The 16,824-nt window shown below is 53.1% G+C and carries 16 protein-coding genes; 5 read left to right on the top strand and 11 right to left on the bottom strand.

Annotated features, from left to right (window positions below; all coding sequences use genetic code 11):
- Window positions 1-95: 95 nt before the first annotated feature.
- Together A0129_RS00900 and A0129_RS00895 are read left to right on the top strand one after the other, a co-directional pair.
- Window positions 96-1,520, top strand: a complete 1,425-nt coding sequence (locus A0129_RS00900) for a hypothetical protein (protein WP_291711541.1) — start codon at window positions 96-98, stop codon at window positions 1,518-1,520.
- Window positions 1,517-3,916 (top strand): bifunctional diguanylate cyclase/phosphodiesterase, encoded by a 2,400-nt coding sequence (locus A0129_RS00895; RefSeq protein ID WP_291711540.1) that lies wholly within the window; start codon window positions 1,517-1,519, stop codon window positions 3,914-3,916. Before A0129_RS00900 ends, A0129_RS00895 begins: the two co-directional genes overlap by 4 nt.
- Before the next feature lie 557 nt (window positions 3,917-4,473).
- On the opposite strand, the gene A0129_RS00890 is transcribed toward A0129_RS00895, so the two are convergent.
- The 4 genes from A0129_RS00890 to A0129_RS00875 all read right to left on the bottom strand — a co-directional run bounded on the left by A0129_RS00890 (window position 4,474) and on the right by A0129_RS00875 (window position 7,784).
- On the bottom strand, window positions 4,474-4,824 hold the full coding sequence (locus A0129_RS00890) for a 6-carboxytetrahydropterin synthase (RefSeq protein ID WP_105028247.1): 351 nt from the start codon (window positions 4,822-4,824) through the stop codon (window positions 4,474-4,476).
- Window positions 4,821-5,471 carry a 7-carboxy-7-deazaguanine synthase gene (queE, locus tag A0129_RS00885; RefSeq protein ID WP_291711538.1) on the bottom strand — a complete coding sequence of 217 codons (651 nt, stop codon included), beginning with the start codon at window positions 5,469-5,471 and terminating at the stop codon, window positions 4,821-4,823. Before queE ends, A0129_RS00890 begins: the two co-directional genes overlap by 4 nt.
- 354 nt (window positions 5,472-5,825) lie before the next feature.
- A complete protein-coding gene (locus A0129_RS00880; protein WP_291711536.1) occupies window positions 5,826-6,392 on the bottom strand; it encodes a DUF1415 domain-containing protein in 567 nt (188 codons plus the stop codon).
- The gene (locus A0129_RS00875; protein ID WP_291711534.1) at window positions 6,393-7,784 is read right to left on the bottom strand and encodes a phosphomannomutase/phosphoglucomutase; all 1,392 of its coding nucleotides are present in this window, start codon (window positions 7,782-7,784) and stop codon (window positions 6,393-6,395) included.
- Window positions 7,785-7,907: 123 nt separating this feature from the next.
- Between A0129_RS00875 and A0129_RS00870 the strand changes: the two genes are divergently transcribed.
- Window positions 7,908-8,753 (top strand): symmetrical bis(5'-nucleosyl)-tetraphosphatase, encoded by an 846-nt coding sequence (locus A0129_RS00870; protein WP_291711532.1) that lies wholly within the window; start codon window positions 7,908-7,910, stop codon window positions 8,751-8,753.
- A gap of 2 nt (window positions 8,754-8,755) precedes the next feature.
- On the opposite strand, the gene A0129_RS00865 is transcribed toward A0129_RS00870, so the two are convergent.
- The 6 genes from A0129_RS00865 to A0129_RS00840 are packed head-to-tail and all read right to left on the bottom strand — an operon-like array spanning window position 8,756 to window position 13,356.
- On the bottom strand, window positions 8,756-9,514 hold the full coding sequence (locus A0129_RS00865; RefSeq protein ID WP_291711531.1) for a 1-acyl-sn-glycerol-3-phosphate acyltransferase: 759 nt from the start codon (window positions 9,512-9,514) through the stop codon (window positions 8,756-8,758).
- A gap of 10 nt (window positions 9,515-9,524) precedes the next feature.
- Window positions 9,525-10,841, bottom strand: coding sequence for a dihydroorotase (locus tag A0129_RS00860; RefSeq protein ID WP_291711529.1), 1,317 nt, complete (start codon window positions 10,839-10,841; stop codon window positions 9,525-9,527).
- A gap of 21 nt (window positions 10,842-10,862) precedes the next feature.
- A complete protein-coding gene (locus tag A0129_RS00855; protein ID WP_291711527.1) occupies window positions 10,863-11,834 on the bottom strand; it encodes an aspartate carbamoyltransferase catalytic subunit in 972 nt (323 codons plus the stop codon).
- Window positions 11,831-12,337 (bottom strand): bifunctional pyr operon transcriptional regulator/uracil phosphoribosyltransferase PyrR, encoded by a 507-nt coding sequence (gene pyrR, locus A0129_RS00850; protein WP_291711525.1) that lies wholly within the window; start codon window positions 12,335-12,337, stop codon window positions 11,831-11,833. The genes A0129_RS00855 and pyrR overlap by 4 nt, the downstream gene beginning before the upstream one ends.
- Window positions 12,334-12,768, bottom strand: a complete 435-nt coding sequence (gene ruvX, locus A0129_RS00845) for a Holliday junction resolvase RuvX (RefSeq protein WP_291711523.1) — start codon at window positions 12,766-12,768, stop codon at window positions 12,334-12,336. Before ruvX ends, pyrR begins: the two co-directional genes overlap by 4 nt.
- 3 nt (window positions 12,769-12,771) lie before the next feature.
- A complete protein-coding gene (locus A0129_RS00840; RefSeq protein ID WP_291711519.1) occupies window positions 12,772-13,356 on the bottom strand; it encodes a YqgE/AlgH family protein in 585 nt (194 codons plus the stop codon).
- A gap of 96 nt (window positions 13,357-13,452) precedes the next feature.
- Here A0129_RS00840 and A0129_RS00835 point away from each other — a divergent pair, with 96 nt between their 5' ends.
- On the top strand, window positions 13,453-14,955 hold the full coding sequence (locus A0129_RS00835) for a deoxyribodipyrimidine photo-lyase (protein WP_291711517.1): 1,503 nt from the start codon (window positions 13,453-13,455) through the stop codon (window positions 14,953-14,955).
- Between the two features lie 96 nt (window positions 14,956-15,051).
- Window positions 15,052-15,456 carry an MAPEG family protein gene (locus A0129_RS00830; RefSeq protein WP_291711515.1) on the top strand — a complete coding sequence of 135 codons (405 nt, stop codon included), beginning with the start codon at window positions 15,052-15,054 and terminating at the stop codon, window positions 15,454-15,456.
- Window positions 15,457-15,528: 72 nt separating this feature from the next.
- Here A0129_RS00830 and hemL read toward each other — a convergent pair whose 3' ends face one another.
- Window positions 15,529-16,824 carry a glutamate-1-semialdehyde 2,1-aminomutase gene (gene hemL / locus A0129_RS00825; RefSeq protein WP_291711513.1) on the bottom strand — a complete coding sequence of 432 codons (1,296 nt, stop codon included), beginning with the start codon at window positions 16,822-16,824 and terminating at the stop codon, window positions 15,529-15,531.

Below are 16,824 nucleotides of genomic sequence, written 5' to 3'. Positions count from 1 at the left end.
GGGTGAAAATCCACTCTATTCAGGTGATTGATTACAAATGACTTCCAGTATTCTCGAATTTAACATTTGGACAAAGTTACATTCGAGAATTCACCATGCACGCCCAGCACTCGGCCCTGAACCAACAAGCTTCCCACGCTCCGGTGCAGCTACCCTCCCACGGCTTCTTTACTTTTCTAAGCAAACTGTCCGGCGCAGCGCCCAACGCCACTGACTTTGCCTCAATCCGGATCAACGCCGACTGGCTGTGCGTGATCGTCAGTTTTGCCTGCCTGGTGTTTGCCACCCTCGAAGGGCTGGCCTACAACAATTTGGCCCAAGCGCTGGGCTGGGGAATTCCGCTTTTTCTGAGCAGCCTGGCGATTACACGCTGGCACGCGGGACAGCCTTTGACCATGCACATCAACGCCGCACTGCTGGTGGGCATGGGCGCACTGCACGTGCACCTGGCACGCGGACTGCTTGAGTATCACTTCAGCTTTTTCATGTTGTTGCCAGTGATGCTGGCTTACCGGGACACTCGCCCCTTGCTCAGCATGGGCTTGTTTATCGTGATCCATCACATTGTGTTCGACATGCTGCAGCAGGCGGGTTTTGAATGCTATATCTTCCGCGGTCCATTTTCGGGCATGCCCGCAGTGGCTCTTCACGGCTTTTACGTGGCTGTGGCTGTATTGCTGCTCTCAGTCATCGCGCAAACGCTTCGCCAACATGCTTTGGCCGCAGAAGAAGGCGCCAAACTGTTAGCCTATCTGGACAAGGAAAAGGGTATTAACCTGCGGGTACGCGCACAAACCGATGAGCATGGTCGCATGTCCCCGATGGGGCAGGTCTTCAACGATTATGCAGACAACATGGCTTTTGTCGTCGCAGCATTCAAAATGCTTCGGACAGACATTCGAGAGCTTTCGCAAATTGCGAAAGAACTGGGCGCAGGCAATACACAACAAATGGAAGACAGCTCACAGGCTTCCAAAAAGCTGCGCGATTTCGTTCAAAGCCTGGGCAACCAAACCCGCATGGGACAAAGCACTGCTGAGCTGTCCAAGAAAGTCACCGAAGACAGTTTTGATCTGCTCAATGAACTGAACCAATCCCTGGAACAATTACAACGCATCAGCAAACAGGCTTTTGATTCCAGTCAACAGATGCAGGCCCTGCACAAGGAGTTTCAAAAAGAACTGTCTCCTGCTGTAGCACAGCAGGTGCAAGCGACCTTGGGTACGCTGGACAATCTGAACGAACGCACCAACGGCTTCATGGCCCGGATGGATGTGCTGAAAAGCGGCTTGAGCGCCATTGAGAACCAGTTGGTATCCATTGACCGTGCCACACATCAGTGGGTAGAAAATGGTCATGGCAATCAACGTCAGGGTTGGGAAGTGCTGGGTGCCATGGAAGGGATGCAAGCGCGCACGGAAAGCGCTTTCCGAACGTTGGCCAGCACGGTACAAACCATATTGCGCTCCGATGAGTTGATGCGCGAAATGGAAAAACGGCTCTCGAGGTTCGATGTATGAGCCTGAGCAATGTTCTTGATGATCCGCTGATCAATGAGCTACTGGACAGCGGCACCTCGCGTTATGCCCTGCTGGGTCATGTTAACGAGGAATTAAGCCTCATCGCAGCCAGCAAATTATTCCGACAAGAGCTGGGATTCAAATCGGGCAGTGAACTGATTGTGAATCGCTACGGCATGGCCATTTATCGCGCTCTTTCAAATGCATTGCACCGGCAACAAGGCTGGACAGGTCATGTCAAAGTCAACTCGCAGTGGTTGCGTTTACAAATGCTGGCGCACGGCGAGTTTGGAGTGATTCAGGAACACGACGCAAAAAACACCCAACTGTCCACACCCGCCGTGTCTGCGGTCAATACACCGGAACAACGCTCCGATTTCTCCGACAGCATCGACAAAAAAATTCCCAACAGTGTGTTGCTAAATGTCGATGACAAGGGGCGCATCAAGAAACTGAGCCCCTCACTGGAAGAGTTTTTGGGACAAAGCAGCGAACAACTGGAAAACCTGGACGCGTCCAACCTGGTGTTTCGCACCGATGTGGGTCAATTCAAGCGACTGCTCGACCAGGTAAAATACCAGACAGGCTCTACCGACGGCTCCTTCCGCCTGCGCAACACATTCAACGATGTGGTGTACTTCGACTGGACGGCGGCCTGCATCGGCGCAGACATACTGCTGATTGGGCGCTCAAGCAATATTCATCTTGAAGAAGCGTTGTTAAAAAGTGAAGAACGCATCAACAACATTCTTGAATCGATGGATGATGCGTTTTTCGCCATCGACATGAATGGCTATGTGAATTACCTCAATGAAAAAGGTGCTGAACTTCTGGGTAAAACTGCGCCATTGTTGCTGGGTCGCATGGTGTGGGAACGTGCCCCCCACTTGAAGAAAACGCCTTTGTTCAAGTATGTGAATCAGGCCAAAGGCAGCATGCAACCTGAAACATTCCAGTGGCAGGACCCTGCCAACGAAATGTGGTACCAAGTGAAAGCCTACCCAAGCGATGAACTGATTTCGATTTTCTTCACCGACATCAGCTCCATTAAACGCAATGAAAGCAAAATGCGGCATCAGGCCACGCATGATCCATTGACGGGTCTGCCCAATCGTTTGGCCCTGTCGCAAACTTTGCAAGAACTACTGGGCAATGACCAGGTTCAGGATTTCAAGCTGGGCTTGCTGTTTATCGACCTGGATGGCTTTAAGGCGGTGAATGACACGCTTGGGCATGACCGCGGCGATGACTTGCTGATCGCCGTGTCCAAACGGCTGCGCAGCGTGGTGCGCAGTTCAGACATCGTTGCCCGTTTGTCAGGCGATGAGTTTGTCATTACCCTGCCCTACATTGCCGACCAGGAAACCGCATTCAATGTGGGCCGAAAGGTCGTGGACGCAGTCAGCAAAAAACCGTTTGAGTTGGGTGAAAAGAAAATTTATGTGGGTGCCTCGGTCGGCGTGGCCCTGTTTCCCACCGACGCCACCGATGTGGAAGGCCTGCTGAAACATGCCGATATTGCGATGTACCAGGCCAAACAAGCCGGCAAAAATACGGTGCGCGTATTCCACGCCAACATGAGTGCAACCCTGCAAACCAAAGTGGATCTTGAGAATGATCTACATGATGCAATTTTGCACGATCGAATCGAATTGCATTATCAGCCGCGCTTTAACGCCAATGGTTCCATTTGTTCGGTTGAAGCGCTGGCACGGATGCGTTCCCGCACAGGTGAATTGATTCCACCGGCCCAGTTCATTCCGATTGCCGAGGAAACCGGTTTAATCATCCCGATGGGTGAGCAGGTGATGCGCAAGGCCTGCAAATGGCTGAAAGACACCAACAAGAAACTGAAGAATCCAATTAGCGTTTCAGTGAATGTATCGGGAATTCAGTTGCTGGATGGCAAACTCTGTGACACAGTCGAAAAGGTACTTAAACTAACAGCATTGCCCCCCAGGCTGCTGGAACTTGAGTTGACTGAAACCGTGTTGATGCAGAATCAGGAAACGGTGCTGCACGACCTGAACCGTTTACATGAGTTGGGAGTATCCCTGTCGATCGACGACTTCGGCACGGGATATTCCTCACTGGCCACACTGCACAGAATGCCGGTTCAGTCGATCAAGCTTGATCGATCATTTGTCAGCAACCTGCCCAACAAAACAGACAGTGTAATTCTGTCTCGCACTGTGTTGGCAATGGCTCAGGCACTGGGCTTGGGAGTAGTCGCTGAAGGCGTTGAAACCGCCGAGCAACGTGATTTCCTGATTGAGTCGGGTGTGCTTGAGCTGCAAGGTTTTGGCCTGGCTCGACCGATGACGGCGGATGATTCACGCCAATTTGTATGGGCCCAGCAAATTACAAGCGACAAGGCCAAGAAAATTCTGGCGTGACAGCTAGGGTTGCGATCTCTCTTCTGCCGGTTAACTGCCCGATCAGCTTGGGCTCCGATCTCTCGTAGCCTCTTAATCGCCCAATTGGCTTGGGTTCCGATCTTTCGCCAGAAAACCTGTTTCTCCCTTGCTGAGCCTTGCGATGCCTGAGAACGACCCTCCTAAACTGCGGGTCGGGTTCGTTCTCTGTCGCCCATGCTGGGCAACACCGGCTCTGCTCGGCACGCAAGGGCAGGTTTTCTTGAAGGCGAGGCGATCGAAACACCGCCGCCGAATGGGCGTTGCGCCAGCGGTGACTCGGAGCTGAACTTGCAATGGGTCGCACGATGACCAGTCAGAAAACTTGCCGGCTTGGCGCCCAGAGACTAACGATCGCGCCCTGGCGCGAAAGCCAAGACCCGACCGTTACTTTTGGAGGGCTTGGCTTAGTGCAGGCTCAAGACGACAAGCCGAAATGCCAAGTTTTCGGGCAGCGGTGACCCTTCAAGTTCAGCTCCCAAGTCACCAGTCCAGTGCAACACAAGGAACCCACGCCGAGTTGGCCAGAAACCGCAGCCTCAGGCCCGGCCTTCCGCCTTCGCATCCTCAAGATCAAACTCAACCCCAAACCCGATCGACCCGCGAAATACTTTCACTTTGATCAAGGGCCCCACCGGGCGAAGTTGATCCCAAATCCAGCGGGCAATGTTTTCTGAAGTGGGCAGCTCAATCAACTCGTTCAAATAAGAATGATCAAGCCGCTTGTGCACCGCCCCCACATGTTGGGTCAAAAGACTTTCAGGCACCACATAGCCATCCGTGGCAGGACCTTCAAACCACACCTCGGCAGTGTAGCTGTGGCCGTGCAAACCCGGCCAATCGGGTAACTGGTGCGCTACATCGAAGGTGAATTGTTTGAAAACTTTCATGGCATTCCAATTACTTTGTGGGTTTGTACACTCAAACGCCACTGGGGTTTGTCCAAACAGGTTTGTATGGCCACCTGCATGTTTCTCGTCTTTTTCTGGGGATCGGAGTCGTCCATGGCTTGCACAAAATAGTGATCAAACTGCAATCGACCTAAGGCATTCAAATCCTGCCCCAATTGCGGAACGACTACCTTTAATTCATTGCCGCTGGTTTGCACCAGTTCGCTGCCAAACTTGGGACTGACGCAAATCCAGTCCACACCCAAAGGTACAGGCAAGGTACCATTGGTCTCGATGGCAATTTCAAACCCATTCGCGTGCACAGCGTCAATCAAAGCAGTGTCAAGTTGCAAGGTGGGCTCGCCACCGGTAAATACCACATAGGGCTTCGCTGTGCCTTGCCCACCCAGATAGGTCTCTGCGATGGCCCTGGCCAGCGTAACGGCGTCCTTGAATTTGCCACCGCCCACGCCATCGGTGCCCACAAAATCGGTGTCGCAGAATTTGCACACGGCCGTGGCCCTGTCTTCCTCGCGTCCAGTCCACAAATTGCAACCGGAAAACCGACAGAACACAGCCGCCCGGCCTGCCTGGGCACCTTCGCCCTGCAGGGTATAAAACATCTCTTTGACGGTGTATGTGGCCACGGCAATTTCGCTTGTTTGCTACAGGCGCAATGCTACTTGAATTGGGAAAGTGTGCCCAGAAAAAGGGCAAAAAAAATGCCCGATATGGTTAATCGGGCAAACCTCAGAAGCAAAGGAGGAGGGATGTGAGCCCTTAGTTTGCAAGCAGTCCGTTTGACCTGCAAGTCCATTTTTCGAGGCTTTCCTCGAAACTCCAGAGTTACATCCAAGGTTTTTGACTAGAAGGAAAATTCAAAAAACTGCGAAATATAATCGCCGCTTTGTTTTCCGGTGAACGCCTGTAAGCCAAAGAAACAATTAGAGCAAAACACCCAATTCAAGCAGGGTGTTGTTTTCTTTTTAACACCCTGTTGTTTATTTCCCGCCCGCACCTTTCAAACATGCAGTCAACAATGCCTGCATCTTTTCAAGACCCTGCTCATTCATGCAATCAATATTGCGCTCGGGGATCAAATCCACGTCGGGATAATTGTCGATGGCCTCGCTTAAACTGTCTTCGCGCAGCAGGTGCAACATGGGGTAAGGCGAACGGTTGGTGTAGTTTTCAACATCGCCGGGATCTGTACCACCAAACTGATAATCAGGGTGAAAACTGGCCACCTGGTAAACGCCTTCCAGGTTCATGTCGACCAGCAACTCATCAGCAGCCGTCAGAAAATCGTTGTACTGGTAAAAATCCTGCAGAACTTGCGGGTGAATCAGCAGTGTTGTTTCTATTGAACCGTCCACATTCAACAAAGCCAGCTCATGGGCCAGTTCGTCCAGCAGTGTGGCTTCATCCCTGGCCTTGCTCACCACAAAACGTACGCGATCTTTCACCAGTTCGCGTTTGGCGAAGGGACACAAATTAAAAGCCACCACCACTTGCTCTACCCAGCGGCGGGTGGCTTCAATAACCTCAAGGTCTGTTTCGCGGGTCATTTAAAACGGCAACTTCACATCGGGTGCCACCGCCAAAATGGCAGCCTTGAACTCGCCTTGAATACGGGCCAGCGCAGCATCACTGTCGGCTTCAAAACGCATCACCACGACCGGTGTAGTGTTGGACGGACGCGCGAGCCCGAAACCGTCGGCATATTCGGCCCGCACACCATCAATGGTATTGACCGATTCCGAACTTGGAAACTTACCCTCGGCCTGCAAACGTTTCACAATGTCAAAGTTCACACCTTCAGCTGTTTGCAACTGCAATTCGGGTGTGCTCGATGAATTGGGCAAAGCATTCAGTTCAGCGCTGGGGTCGCCGCTGCGCGACAAAATCTCCAGCAAACGCACGCCGGCGTACAAACCATCGTCAAAACCGAACCAGCGTTCCTTGAAAAACACATGGCCGCTCATCTCGCCGGCCAGTGGGGCACCGGTTTCCTTCAACTTGGCCTTGATCAATGAATGGCCGGTCTTCCACATCAGTGGCTCACCACCTGCAGCTTTTACAGCCTTGGCCACATGGCGTGTGCACTTCACGTCATAAATCACCATGGCGCCAGGGTTACGCGCAATCACATCACGCGCGAACAAAATCAACTGGCGGTCGGGATAAATAATTTCACCGTCTTTGGTCACAACGCCCAGGCGGTCGCCATCGCCGTCAAAGGCCAAACCAATTTCAGCATCGCCGTTTTTCACGCAAGCAATCAGGTCTTGCAGGTTCTCTGGATGAGCAGGGTCAGGATGGTGATTGGGGAAATTGCCATCCACCTCACAAAACAGCTCTGTCACCTCACAGCCCAAAGCTTCATAGAGTGTTTTTGCAAATGCACCCGCTACACCATTGCCACAATCGACGGCAATTTTCATGGGACGTGCCAGTTTGATGTGCCCCAGAATATTGCTCAAATAATCAGGCCACACATTCAGTTCACGGTAGCCACCGCGCTGTACGCCAGGTACTACGCCACGCACGGGCTTCTCGGTTTGAATCCATTTCAACAGTCCCTGAATGGTATCGCCGTACAAGGTTTCACCAGCCACCATCATTTTCAGGCCGTTGTACTGCGGGGGGTTGTGGCTGCCGGTCACTTGCACACCGGTGCCATTGCCCAGCAAGAAGGTTGCAAAATAAACCAGTGGGGTTGCCACCATGCCCACATCCACCACATTCACGCCCGCATCCCGAAAACCATCGGCCAGTGCGCCACACAGGCGTGGGCCACTCAAACGCCCATCTCGCCCCACCACCGCCTCATTTTTGCCGCGACTCAAGGCCAACTGCCCCAAAGCACGCCCCACGCAATAGGCAGCTTCTTCGGTCAAGGTGTCGTCCACAATGCCGCGAATGTCATAGGCTTTGAAAATAGAGGAGGAGATGCTCATGGTTGAATACCCGAAATAGTCAAAATAGAAGGTTGAGAACGCAAGGGCCTGATCCAACTCCACGCGTTGAATACATAGACTCAAGGCATAATACTACTTTCGTTGTTTTGGTTTGTTTTCAATATGGCCAACTATGTGATTGGCGACGTTCAGGGTTGTCTGGATTCCTTATTGACGCTACTGGATAAAATCCGGTTCAACCCTAAAAACGACACGCTGTGGTTTGCCGGCGATCTGGTCAATCGAGGCCCAAGGTCTCTGGACACCCTGAGATTCATCAAAAACCTGGGAGAGAATGCCCACACCGTGCTGGGCAACCATGATTTGCATCTGCTGGCACTTTGGTGCAACAGTGGCCGCAGCCATGAAAGCGACACCATTGCCGAAGTGGTTAACGCACCAGATGGCGAAGAACTGGTGGACTGGCTGCGTGGCCAACCCTTGGCCCTTCGCTTGCCTGTCGTCGACAACACTTTAAACGGCGCCCTACTGACCCACGCAGGCCTGTTGCCGCAATGGAGTTTCGACGATGCCTTGGCCTTGTCCGATGAGGTACGGCAGGTGTTGTCTGGTCCAGACTGGCAGGCTTTCATGGCTGAACTTTACGGCAACAAACCCAACCGTTGGGAACAGTCGCTGGAGGGATTTGATCGCCTGCGGCTGATCGTGAACGTGTTTACCCGCATGCGCATGATGCGCGACGACGGCAAAATCGACTTCAAATACAAACTGGAACCTGCCGATGCACCTCCAGAACTGAAACCATGGTTTGAGCTCGAACGAGGGTTTTCAGGCGAGGGGCCCATTGTTTTCGGGCATTGGTCCACGTTGGGGCAACTGAAAAACAAAGCTGGTTATTGCCTCGACACAGGCTGCGTATGGGGTGGTCAGCTGACCGCACTTCGTCTGGAAGATGAAGCGATCATTCAAGTGGATGCGGTAGAACCGCCCTTGCCCACCATTCCCTGAATTCAGGTCGCTCCGCTCGTTTGAGCACATAACACACGGATTTTCTCGTGTGCTTCGTCGCTGAGTTCATGCCGTGTGCGCCCGTGTGTATCGACCGGTGCGTGAATATAAAGCTGAACTACAAACCCGGTTTTGCTGCCCAACAACACCTGAATGTTCTCAAGCAAGGTTTGTTCGCCGATAAAAGCAGGCTGCGCAGAAAACTTTCCATCAGGGGTGAAGTATTGCAAGCTGACTGGTACCAAGGGCACCTTGGCCTGTATCGCAGGTTGTACAAAGTTGCTGTGAAAATGCAGGGGCGCATTTCCAGGCCCGGTTGTGCCTTCCGGAAACACAGCCACGCAACGCCCAGTGCCCAACACCTTGACGGCGGCATGAATTACGTCGCGAACAGCATGTCGCTTGCCGCGCTCAATAAAAAGCGTGCCACTGCGCTTGGCCAGCAAACCACCAATGGGCCATTTTGATATTTCAGATTTGGCAATGAACGTCACCGGGTGAATGCTGTTGAACGCGAAAATATCCAACCAGGACACGTGCGTGCTGTAAAGCAGGCAAGGCTTGTGAATGGCGTAATTCGATTCAGGCGATTCATACACCACCTTTACCTTCACATTCAAAATACCCAGCAACTGGCGGGCCCAACGCTTTTCAATGGCCTCTTTCAAAGCTTTGCTGAACAAGGGCCAAAACACCAACGCCACGACAAAGCCATAGAGCAAGTGAGCAATCAGGCGAATCAACATCCAGGCTTTGCGCATGTTGTGAACCTTAAGCAGCAAGCACTTTCATTTTGCTTTTTTCAAGGCTACTGTAGCCCACGTTGCCATTCACCATGGTCAGTTGCACTTTGCCCTGCATGGGAAAACCATTGAACGGCGTGTGCTTGCCCTGGCTGATCAAACTGGCCTCGCCCACCACCCAATCGACTTCCGGGTTGAACAGGCACAGATCGGCCGGCATACCAGTGCGCAAACTGCCCGCTTGAACCTTGATAATGTCGGCGGGGTTGCCACACAACAATTCGACAATTCGTGAGGGGGGCACGTTCTGCTCACGCATCCACTTCACGGTCAAAGTCAACAACAACTCCAGCCCGGTCGCGCCCGCCTCGCTCTCCGCAAAAGGCAACAACTTGGCATCGTCGTCTACCGGGGTATGGTCCGAGCAAATCGCATCAATGGTGCCATCCAGCAAACCGGCACGAATAGCGTCGCGGTCGCGCTGCTCGCGCAAGGGCGGGATCAGGTGGGCGTTGGGGTCGAAGAAACCAATGTCCAGGTCGGTTAAATGCACGTGGTGGATTGCCACATCGCAAGTCACAGGCAAACCTTCGGCTTTGGCTTGTCGAACCAGTTCAATGCCCTTGGCCGAACTGATGCGGCAGATATGCATGCGAGTACCTGTTGAACGAACCAACTCAAAGTAGGCCTGCAGTGCAATGGTTTCAGCCATCACCGGAATGCCGCTCAAACCCATGCGTGAAGCATAAGCACCGGCATGGGCCACGCCGCCCTTGCTGAAGTTGGGCTCAGTGGGCCGCAAAAACACGGTGAAACCAAAGTTACGGGCATACTTCATGGCTTGCAGCAACACACGCAAATCGCGAATGGGCGATTCAGCCTGGCTAAAGCCCACGCAACCTGCCTCGGTCAGTTCGGCCATTTCAGTCAGCGTTTCGCCATTCAAACCCGTGGTCAGGGCGCCCAGCGGGTACACCTTGGCCAGGTTCAACTGGCGTGCCTTGAACTTCAACATCTCGATCAAGCCAGGCTCGTCCAGCACGGGTTCTGTGTCGGGTGGGCACACCAGTGATGTAATACCGCCAGCCATGGCTGCTTCCATTTCACTTTCAAGGGTGGCGCGGTATTCATAGCCTGGTTCGCGCAGGCGCGCCGACAAATCCACAAGCCCGGGCAGCACCCAAAGGCCAGTGGCATCGATAGTTTTACTCGGCGCGAAGTCGGCAGGCATTTCGCCCTTGGGGGCCACCGCCACCACGCGTCCAGCAGCCACCGCAACATCCATGACTGCATCAGCGCCAATGCTGGGATCAATCACTCGTCCGCCAGAAATCAAGACTCGCATTGTCTTTCCTCGTAGTTCAATTTAAGCGCTTTTGCTGGACGATGCCAGAATACTCATCACCGCCATACGCACGGCAATCCCGAATGTCACCTGATTCAGAATTACGCTTTGCGGACCGTCGGCCACAGCCGAATCAATTTCTACGCCACGGTTCATGGGGCCGGGGTGCATCACGATGGCATCGGGTTTGGCGTGGCGCAGTTTTTCTTCAGTCAACCCAAAGTGCTTGAAATATTCTTGAGCCGACGGAATCAGGGCACCAGTCATGCGTTCCTTCTGCAAACGCAGCATGATGATCACATCGCAATCCTTGATGCCTTCTACGAGGTCGTGGTAAACGCGCACCCCCATGTTATCCAGGTGACTGGGCAACAAGGTGCTTGGGCCAACAGCACGCACCTCGGGGCAACCCAGGGTGGTCAGGGCATGAATGTCGGAACGCGCAACACGGCTGTGCAAAATATCGCCCACAATGGCCACGCGCAACTTGGTGAAGTCTTGCTTGTAGTGGCGAATGGTGTACATGTCGAGCAGCGCTTGTGTGGGGTGGGCATGCCGACCATCACCCGCGTTGATCACATGAATAGTGCCACCGCTGGTACGGTTCAAGTGCTGTGCCATGAAGGTAGGGGCACCACTTTCCGAATGCCGCATCACAAACATGTCGGCCGACATGGCCGCCAGATTGTCGATGGTGTCGATCAGCGACTCGCCCTTGCTGGTCGACGAAGAACCAATGTTCAAATTCACGACATCGGCTGACAAGCGCTTGGCAGCAATCTCGAACGTGGTGCGGGTTCGGGTGGAATTCTCAAAAAACACATTGAACACTGACTTGCCGCGCAACAAAGGCACTTGTTTCACTTCACGATCGGTCACCGACAAAAACGATTCAGCAGTGTCCAGAATGCGAAGAATCATCGCTTTGGGCAGCCCTTCAATGCTCAACAGGTGAACCAGCTCACCCGCGGCGTTCAGTTGAGGGTTATTCAATTTGGTTTTACCTCCAGCTCCAGGCGGAAAGCACCTTGATCATCTTGGGTCAATACAAACGCTTCGTTGGGTTTCAGCGGCAGGTGCTTGCCCACATACTGCGCATCAATCGGTAATTCACGGCCACCACGATCCAGCAATACCGCCAACTCAATTTTTGCAGGTCGGCCAAAGTCAAACAAATGATTCACAATCGCCCTTGTGGTTCGCCCTGTGTACAACACGTCATCCACCAGCAAAATCGTGCGGCCCTGAACCTCAAAGGGCACCTCGGCTGGTTTGGGGGCCTCTTTCAAGCCCCGTTCGGAAAAGTCGTCGCGATAAAAAGCACTGTCGAGAAAGCCGCAAGGCAAGCTGAAACCCAGGTCAACATGCAGTCGCTCGGCAATCCAGGCGCCTCCGCTGTGCACCCCAATCAGTCCCAGTTCGGAACGGTCGGGAAAGGCTTTTTCAATTTGATCACGCAGGCGGGCGTACAGGGCTTCGGGGTTTGGCAGGCTCATCGTCCCTCCAGAAAGAATTGTTCCAGAATCAGGCAGGCACTGCCCATGTCGACTCGGCCTTTGTTCTCGCGGGCGGCCTTGCCTCCCATACAGCTTTCCATGATTGCACTGGTGTAGCGCTCATCAACCCGGGCACATGGCAGGGAAAAACGCCCCTCCAATTGACGGGCGAAACGCTCACAACGTGCGGTCAATTCATTGTCGGCACCATCGGCCTGTCGAGGCACCCCAACCACCAGGCCCTCTGGCTGCCACTCTTTAATCAGCTTTTCAATTTTGTCGAACCGCTGCTCATCATTTTGCGCTTCAACCACGGACACACCACTGGCAGTTTTGGTCAGGGAATTACCAAATGCAACGCCAATTCGCTTCAAACCAAAATCAAACGCCAGGTACTGTGTCGGTTTGGGCGAATGCACGGGCTTGGTCATTGATTAAGCATGCCCCGCAGCACCGCTCATCAGGGCGGGGTCAATACCCAACATGGCGTAGGCGCTTGCAAAGCGCTCTTCCAAAGGCGTGTCGAACAGTATTTCATGATTGGCGGGCACGGTGAGCCATGCGTTCTGAGCCAGCTCTTCTTCAAGCTGCCCCTCGCCCCATCCAGCGTATCCCAGGGTGACCAACCACTTGCCTGGTGCTTCGCCACGGGCTACGGCTTCAAGAATGTCGCGAGAAGTGGTCAGGGAAATTTCATCGTTCACTTTCAGCGATGAATTCCAGTTCAAAGGCTCGGTGTGCAAAACAAAACCACGCTCTGACGCCACTGGCCCCCCCATCATCACCGGGAAATGGGCTGGCATATAGCCTTCCACTTCCACATTGATTTTTTCCAGCAAACTTTCGATGGCCAAGTCGGTGGGCCGGTTGATGACCAACCCCATGGCGCCCTTGCCGGAGTGCTCACATAAATACACCACGGACCCGGCAAAACTGGGGTCGAGCATATTCGGCATGGCGATCAACAACTGACCGGACAAGCTAAATTCAGTGGATGTGGAAATTTCGGTCTCGCTCATGCCAAAATTGTAATGCCTTTTAACTGTGCAAAAGCGGGTAGGCGTTCCTCTATCCGCCTTAAAGCGCACAGACCAACCCAAATTTAAGTTGTTCCCATGTCTGCATCACTTCTGGAAAACCACCCACTGTCCACCCAACCCAAGCCGGGCCAGTACACCAAAGGCCTGATGTGGTTTCGGCGCGACCTTCGAACCCACGACAATGCCGCACTGTTCTACGCCTTGAAGCACTGCGAACAAGTGCATTGCGTGTTTGTTTTTGACAAAACCATTCTGGACGCGCTGGCCAACAAGGCAGACAGACGCGTGGAATTCATCTGGGAAAGCTGCATGGCGCTGAAAGCAAAGCTTCAAGGCTTTGGCGGGGACCTGCATCTGGTCTATGACCACGCCGAAACAGCGATCCCGACACTGGCTGCAAAGCTGGGTGTGCAGGCTGTGTTCACCAACAAAGACTATGAACCTGCAGCGATTCAACGGGACATCACCGTGGGCAAATCCCTGCAAAACAAGAGAGTTGAATTGTTCCGCTTCAAAGACCAGGCCATTTTTGAAGAGGACGAGGTGCTGACCCAAGCCGGCAACTTTTTCAGCGTCTTCACGCCATTTAAAAATGCCTGCCTGAAAAAACTGGACGAGTTCCATCTAACGCCCTACCCCAGCGAATCCAGAATGGCCTCTCTGGCCAACGATTCCGGACTGAAAGCACCTGGTCTGGAAGACATGGGCTTTAAACGCACCAATTTGCTGGAGATGATCAAGCCCGGCGAGGAAGGCGCGCTGGATGCATTTGAGGACTTTCTCAACCGCATGGACAAGTACAAAGTGGCACGTGATTTCCCTGCCGTGAAGGGTGTGAGCTACCTGAGTGTGCACAATCGATTTGGGACCATCTCCATTCGCAGACTGGCCAAAGCTGCCTATGACCGGTTTAAGTTCGATGGCAGCGAAGGTGCGATGGGTTGGCTGAATGAATTGATTTGGCGCGACTTTTATTTCCAGATCATTTACCACCGCCCTGATGCGGCCGAAAAAGCGTTCAAGCCAGAATACGATCAAATTCAATGGGACGACGATGAAAAAGCAAAAAAGCTTTTCAAGGCCTGGTGCGAAGGCAAAACCGGCTACCCCTTGGTGGACGCCGCCCAACGGCAATTGAACCAAACCGGGTTTCAACACAACCGCCTGCGCATGGTGACAGCCAGCTTTTTGACCAAAGACCTTGGCATTGACTGGCGCTGGGGCGAGAAATACTTTGCCGAACATCTGAACGACTTTGACCTGTCAGCCAACAACGGTGGCTGGCAATGGGCTGCCAGCAGTGGGTGCGATGCACAACCCTACTTCCGTATTTTCAACCCCTACAGCCAGTCCGAGAAATTCGATGCGGACGGCAAATTCATACGCAAGTATTGTCCCGAACTGGCCAAACTGCCGAACAAATACATTCACAACCCCGCCGAATGTCCACCCTTCGAATTGCAAATGGCTGGGGTGGTTCTGGGTGAAACATACCCCAGGCCCGTGGTTGAGCACGATGTCGCGAGAAAGAAAACGCTGGACAGGTATGCGGTGGTCAAGAAAGCCAAAGAGGGCTGATTTTGTCCGAACTTATGATGGTCAGTGCAGGTGCCTTCACCCATAATCATCGGTGAATTTGCATCACACAACCCCATACAAGAAGGAGACAAAACAGTGAACGCTTACACCACCGTATTACTTTATGCAGGCTGGGTCATGATTCTGGCCTTGATTTATGTTTCACCACGCGTGCCTCAAGCCCTGTTGGGCCAGAAGCGGATTGATGCATGGGAGCGCGGCAAGGAGTCCACAGACCCCATGTTCCTTCAACGGGCCAAAGGCGCGCATTTGAACTGCCTGGAGAATTTTCCAGTATTCGCGGGCATTGTGGCCATGGCAGGTTTGATGGGTGAGGTTGAAGCCATCAATGCTGTGGCAGCCTATGTATTGTATGCGCGTATTGCGCAAAGCGTGGTGCACATCAGCGGCACGTCCTTTATCCAGGTGTTCTTGCGCGCCTCGTTCTTCCTTGCGCAGTTGGGCCTGCAACTTTACATGGTGTACTTGTTGATCTGTTAAACCGCTGTACCTGAATTGAAAAAACCGCCTTTGTTTATCACTCAGGCGGTTTTTTGTTTTCAAAACAACGCTTTATTTAATTGCAGCAAACGCTTTGTCTATCGCCACCTTGGTGGCTTCGATCACGACATCATCGTGCGTCACTGACACAAACCCAGCCTCGTAAGCCGAAGGTGCGAGGTACACGCCTGCATCCAGCATGGCATGGAAAAACCTGTTGAAACGGTCACGGTTGGACGCGCTTACCTCGGCAAAACTGCTGGGTACTTTTTCGCTGAAATAAATACCGAACATGCCGCCAATGCTGTCTGCGCAAAAGGTTTCACCGTGGGCATACGCCACTTGGTTAAACGCTTCCACCAACTTGCGGGTTTGGGTTTCCAGCTTCTCGTAAAAACCGTCTTGCTTCAACAAACACATCGTGGTCAAGCCTGCCGCCACAGCCACCGGGTTGCCGCTCAAGGTACCGGCCTGATAGACAGATCCCAAAGGTGCAATACAGGCCATGATGTCTTTACGGCCTCCAAACGCACCCATTGGCATGCCACCGCCGATGATTTTCCCCAGTGTAGTCAAATCAGGAGTAATGCCATACACACCTTGCACACCCTGTGGGCCTACACGGAATCCGGTCATGACCTCATCAAAAATCAATACCGCGCCATGCTGAGTGCACAACTCGCGCAATGTATTCAAAAACTCGCGGGTGGGCTTGATGAGGTTCATGTTGCCCGCCACTGGCTCCACGATCACGCATGCAATGCTGCTGCCACTGGCTTTGAACAACTCATGCAGTTGCTCCACATTGTTGTAGTCCAGCACGCGGGTGTGTTTGGCAAAATCTTCGGGCACACCCGCAGAGGTCGGGTTACCAAAAGTCAGCAAACCTGATCCCGCCTTGACCAGCAGGCTGTCGGCATGGCCATGATAGCAACCTTCGAATTTCACAATGGTGTCACGGCCAGTGAAACCCCGGGCAAGACGAATCGCGCTCATGGTCGCCTCAGTGCCGGAACTTACCAAGCGAACCTGCTCCAGGGAAGGCAACATTTCGCACAGTGTTTCTGCCATCACGATTTCACCTTCCGTGGGCGCACCAAAGCTCAAACCACCCACTGCAGCGTCTTGAACAGCCTTGATTACTTCGGGATGGGCGTGACCCAGTACTGCAGGGCCCCAAGAACCAATGTAGTCGATGTAACGCTTGTCATCGGCGTCCCACACGTAAGGGCCATTGGCCCGCTTAAAAAAACGCGGCGTACCACCCACAGAACGAAATGCACGCACCGGCGAATTCACACCTCCGGGAATTGTTTTCTGCGCGCGCTCAAACAGCACTTCGTTCTGACTCACTTCTTGACTACTCAT

Origin of the sequence: Limnobacter sp. CACIAM 66H1, from assembly GCF_001601825.1 — a bacterium.
Lineage (GTDB): Bacteria > Pseudomonadota > Gammaproteobacteria > Burkholderiales > Burkholderiaceae_B > Limnobacter.
Note: the sequence above shows the minus strand (reverse complement) of the source record. Positions and strands in the feature narration are given on the sequence as shown.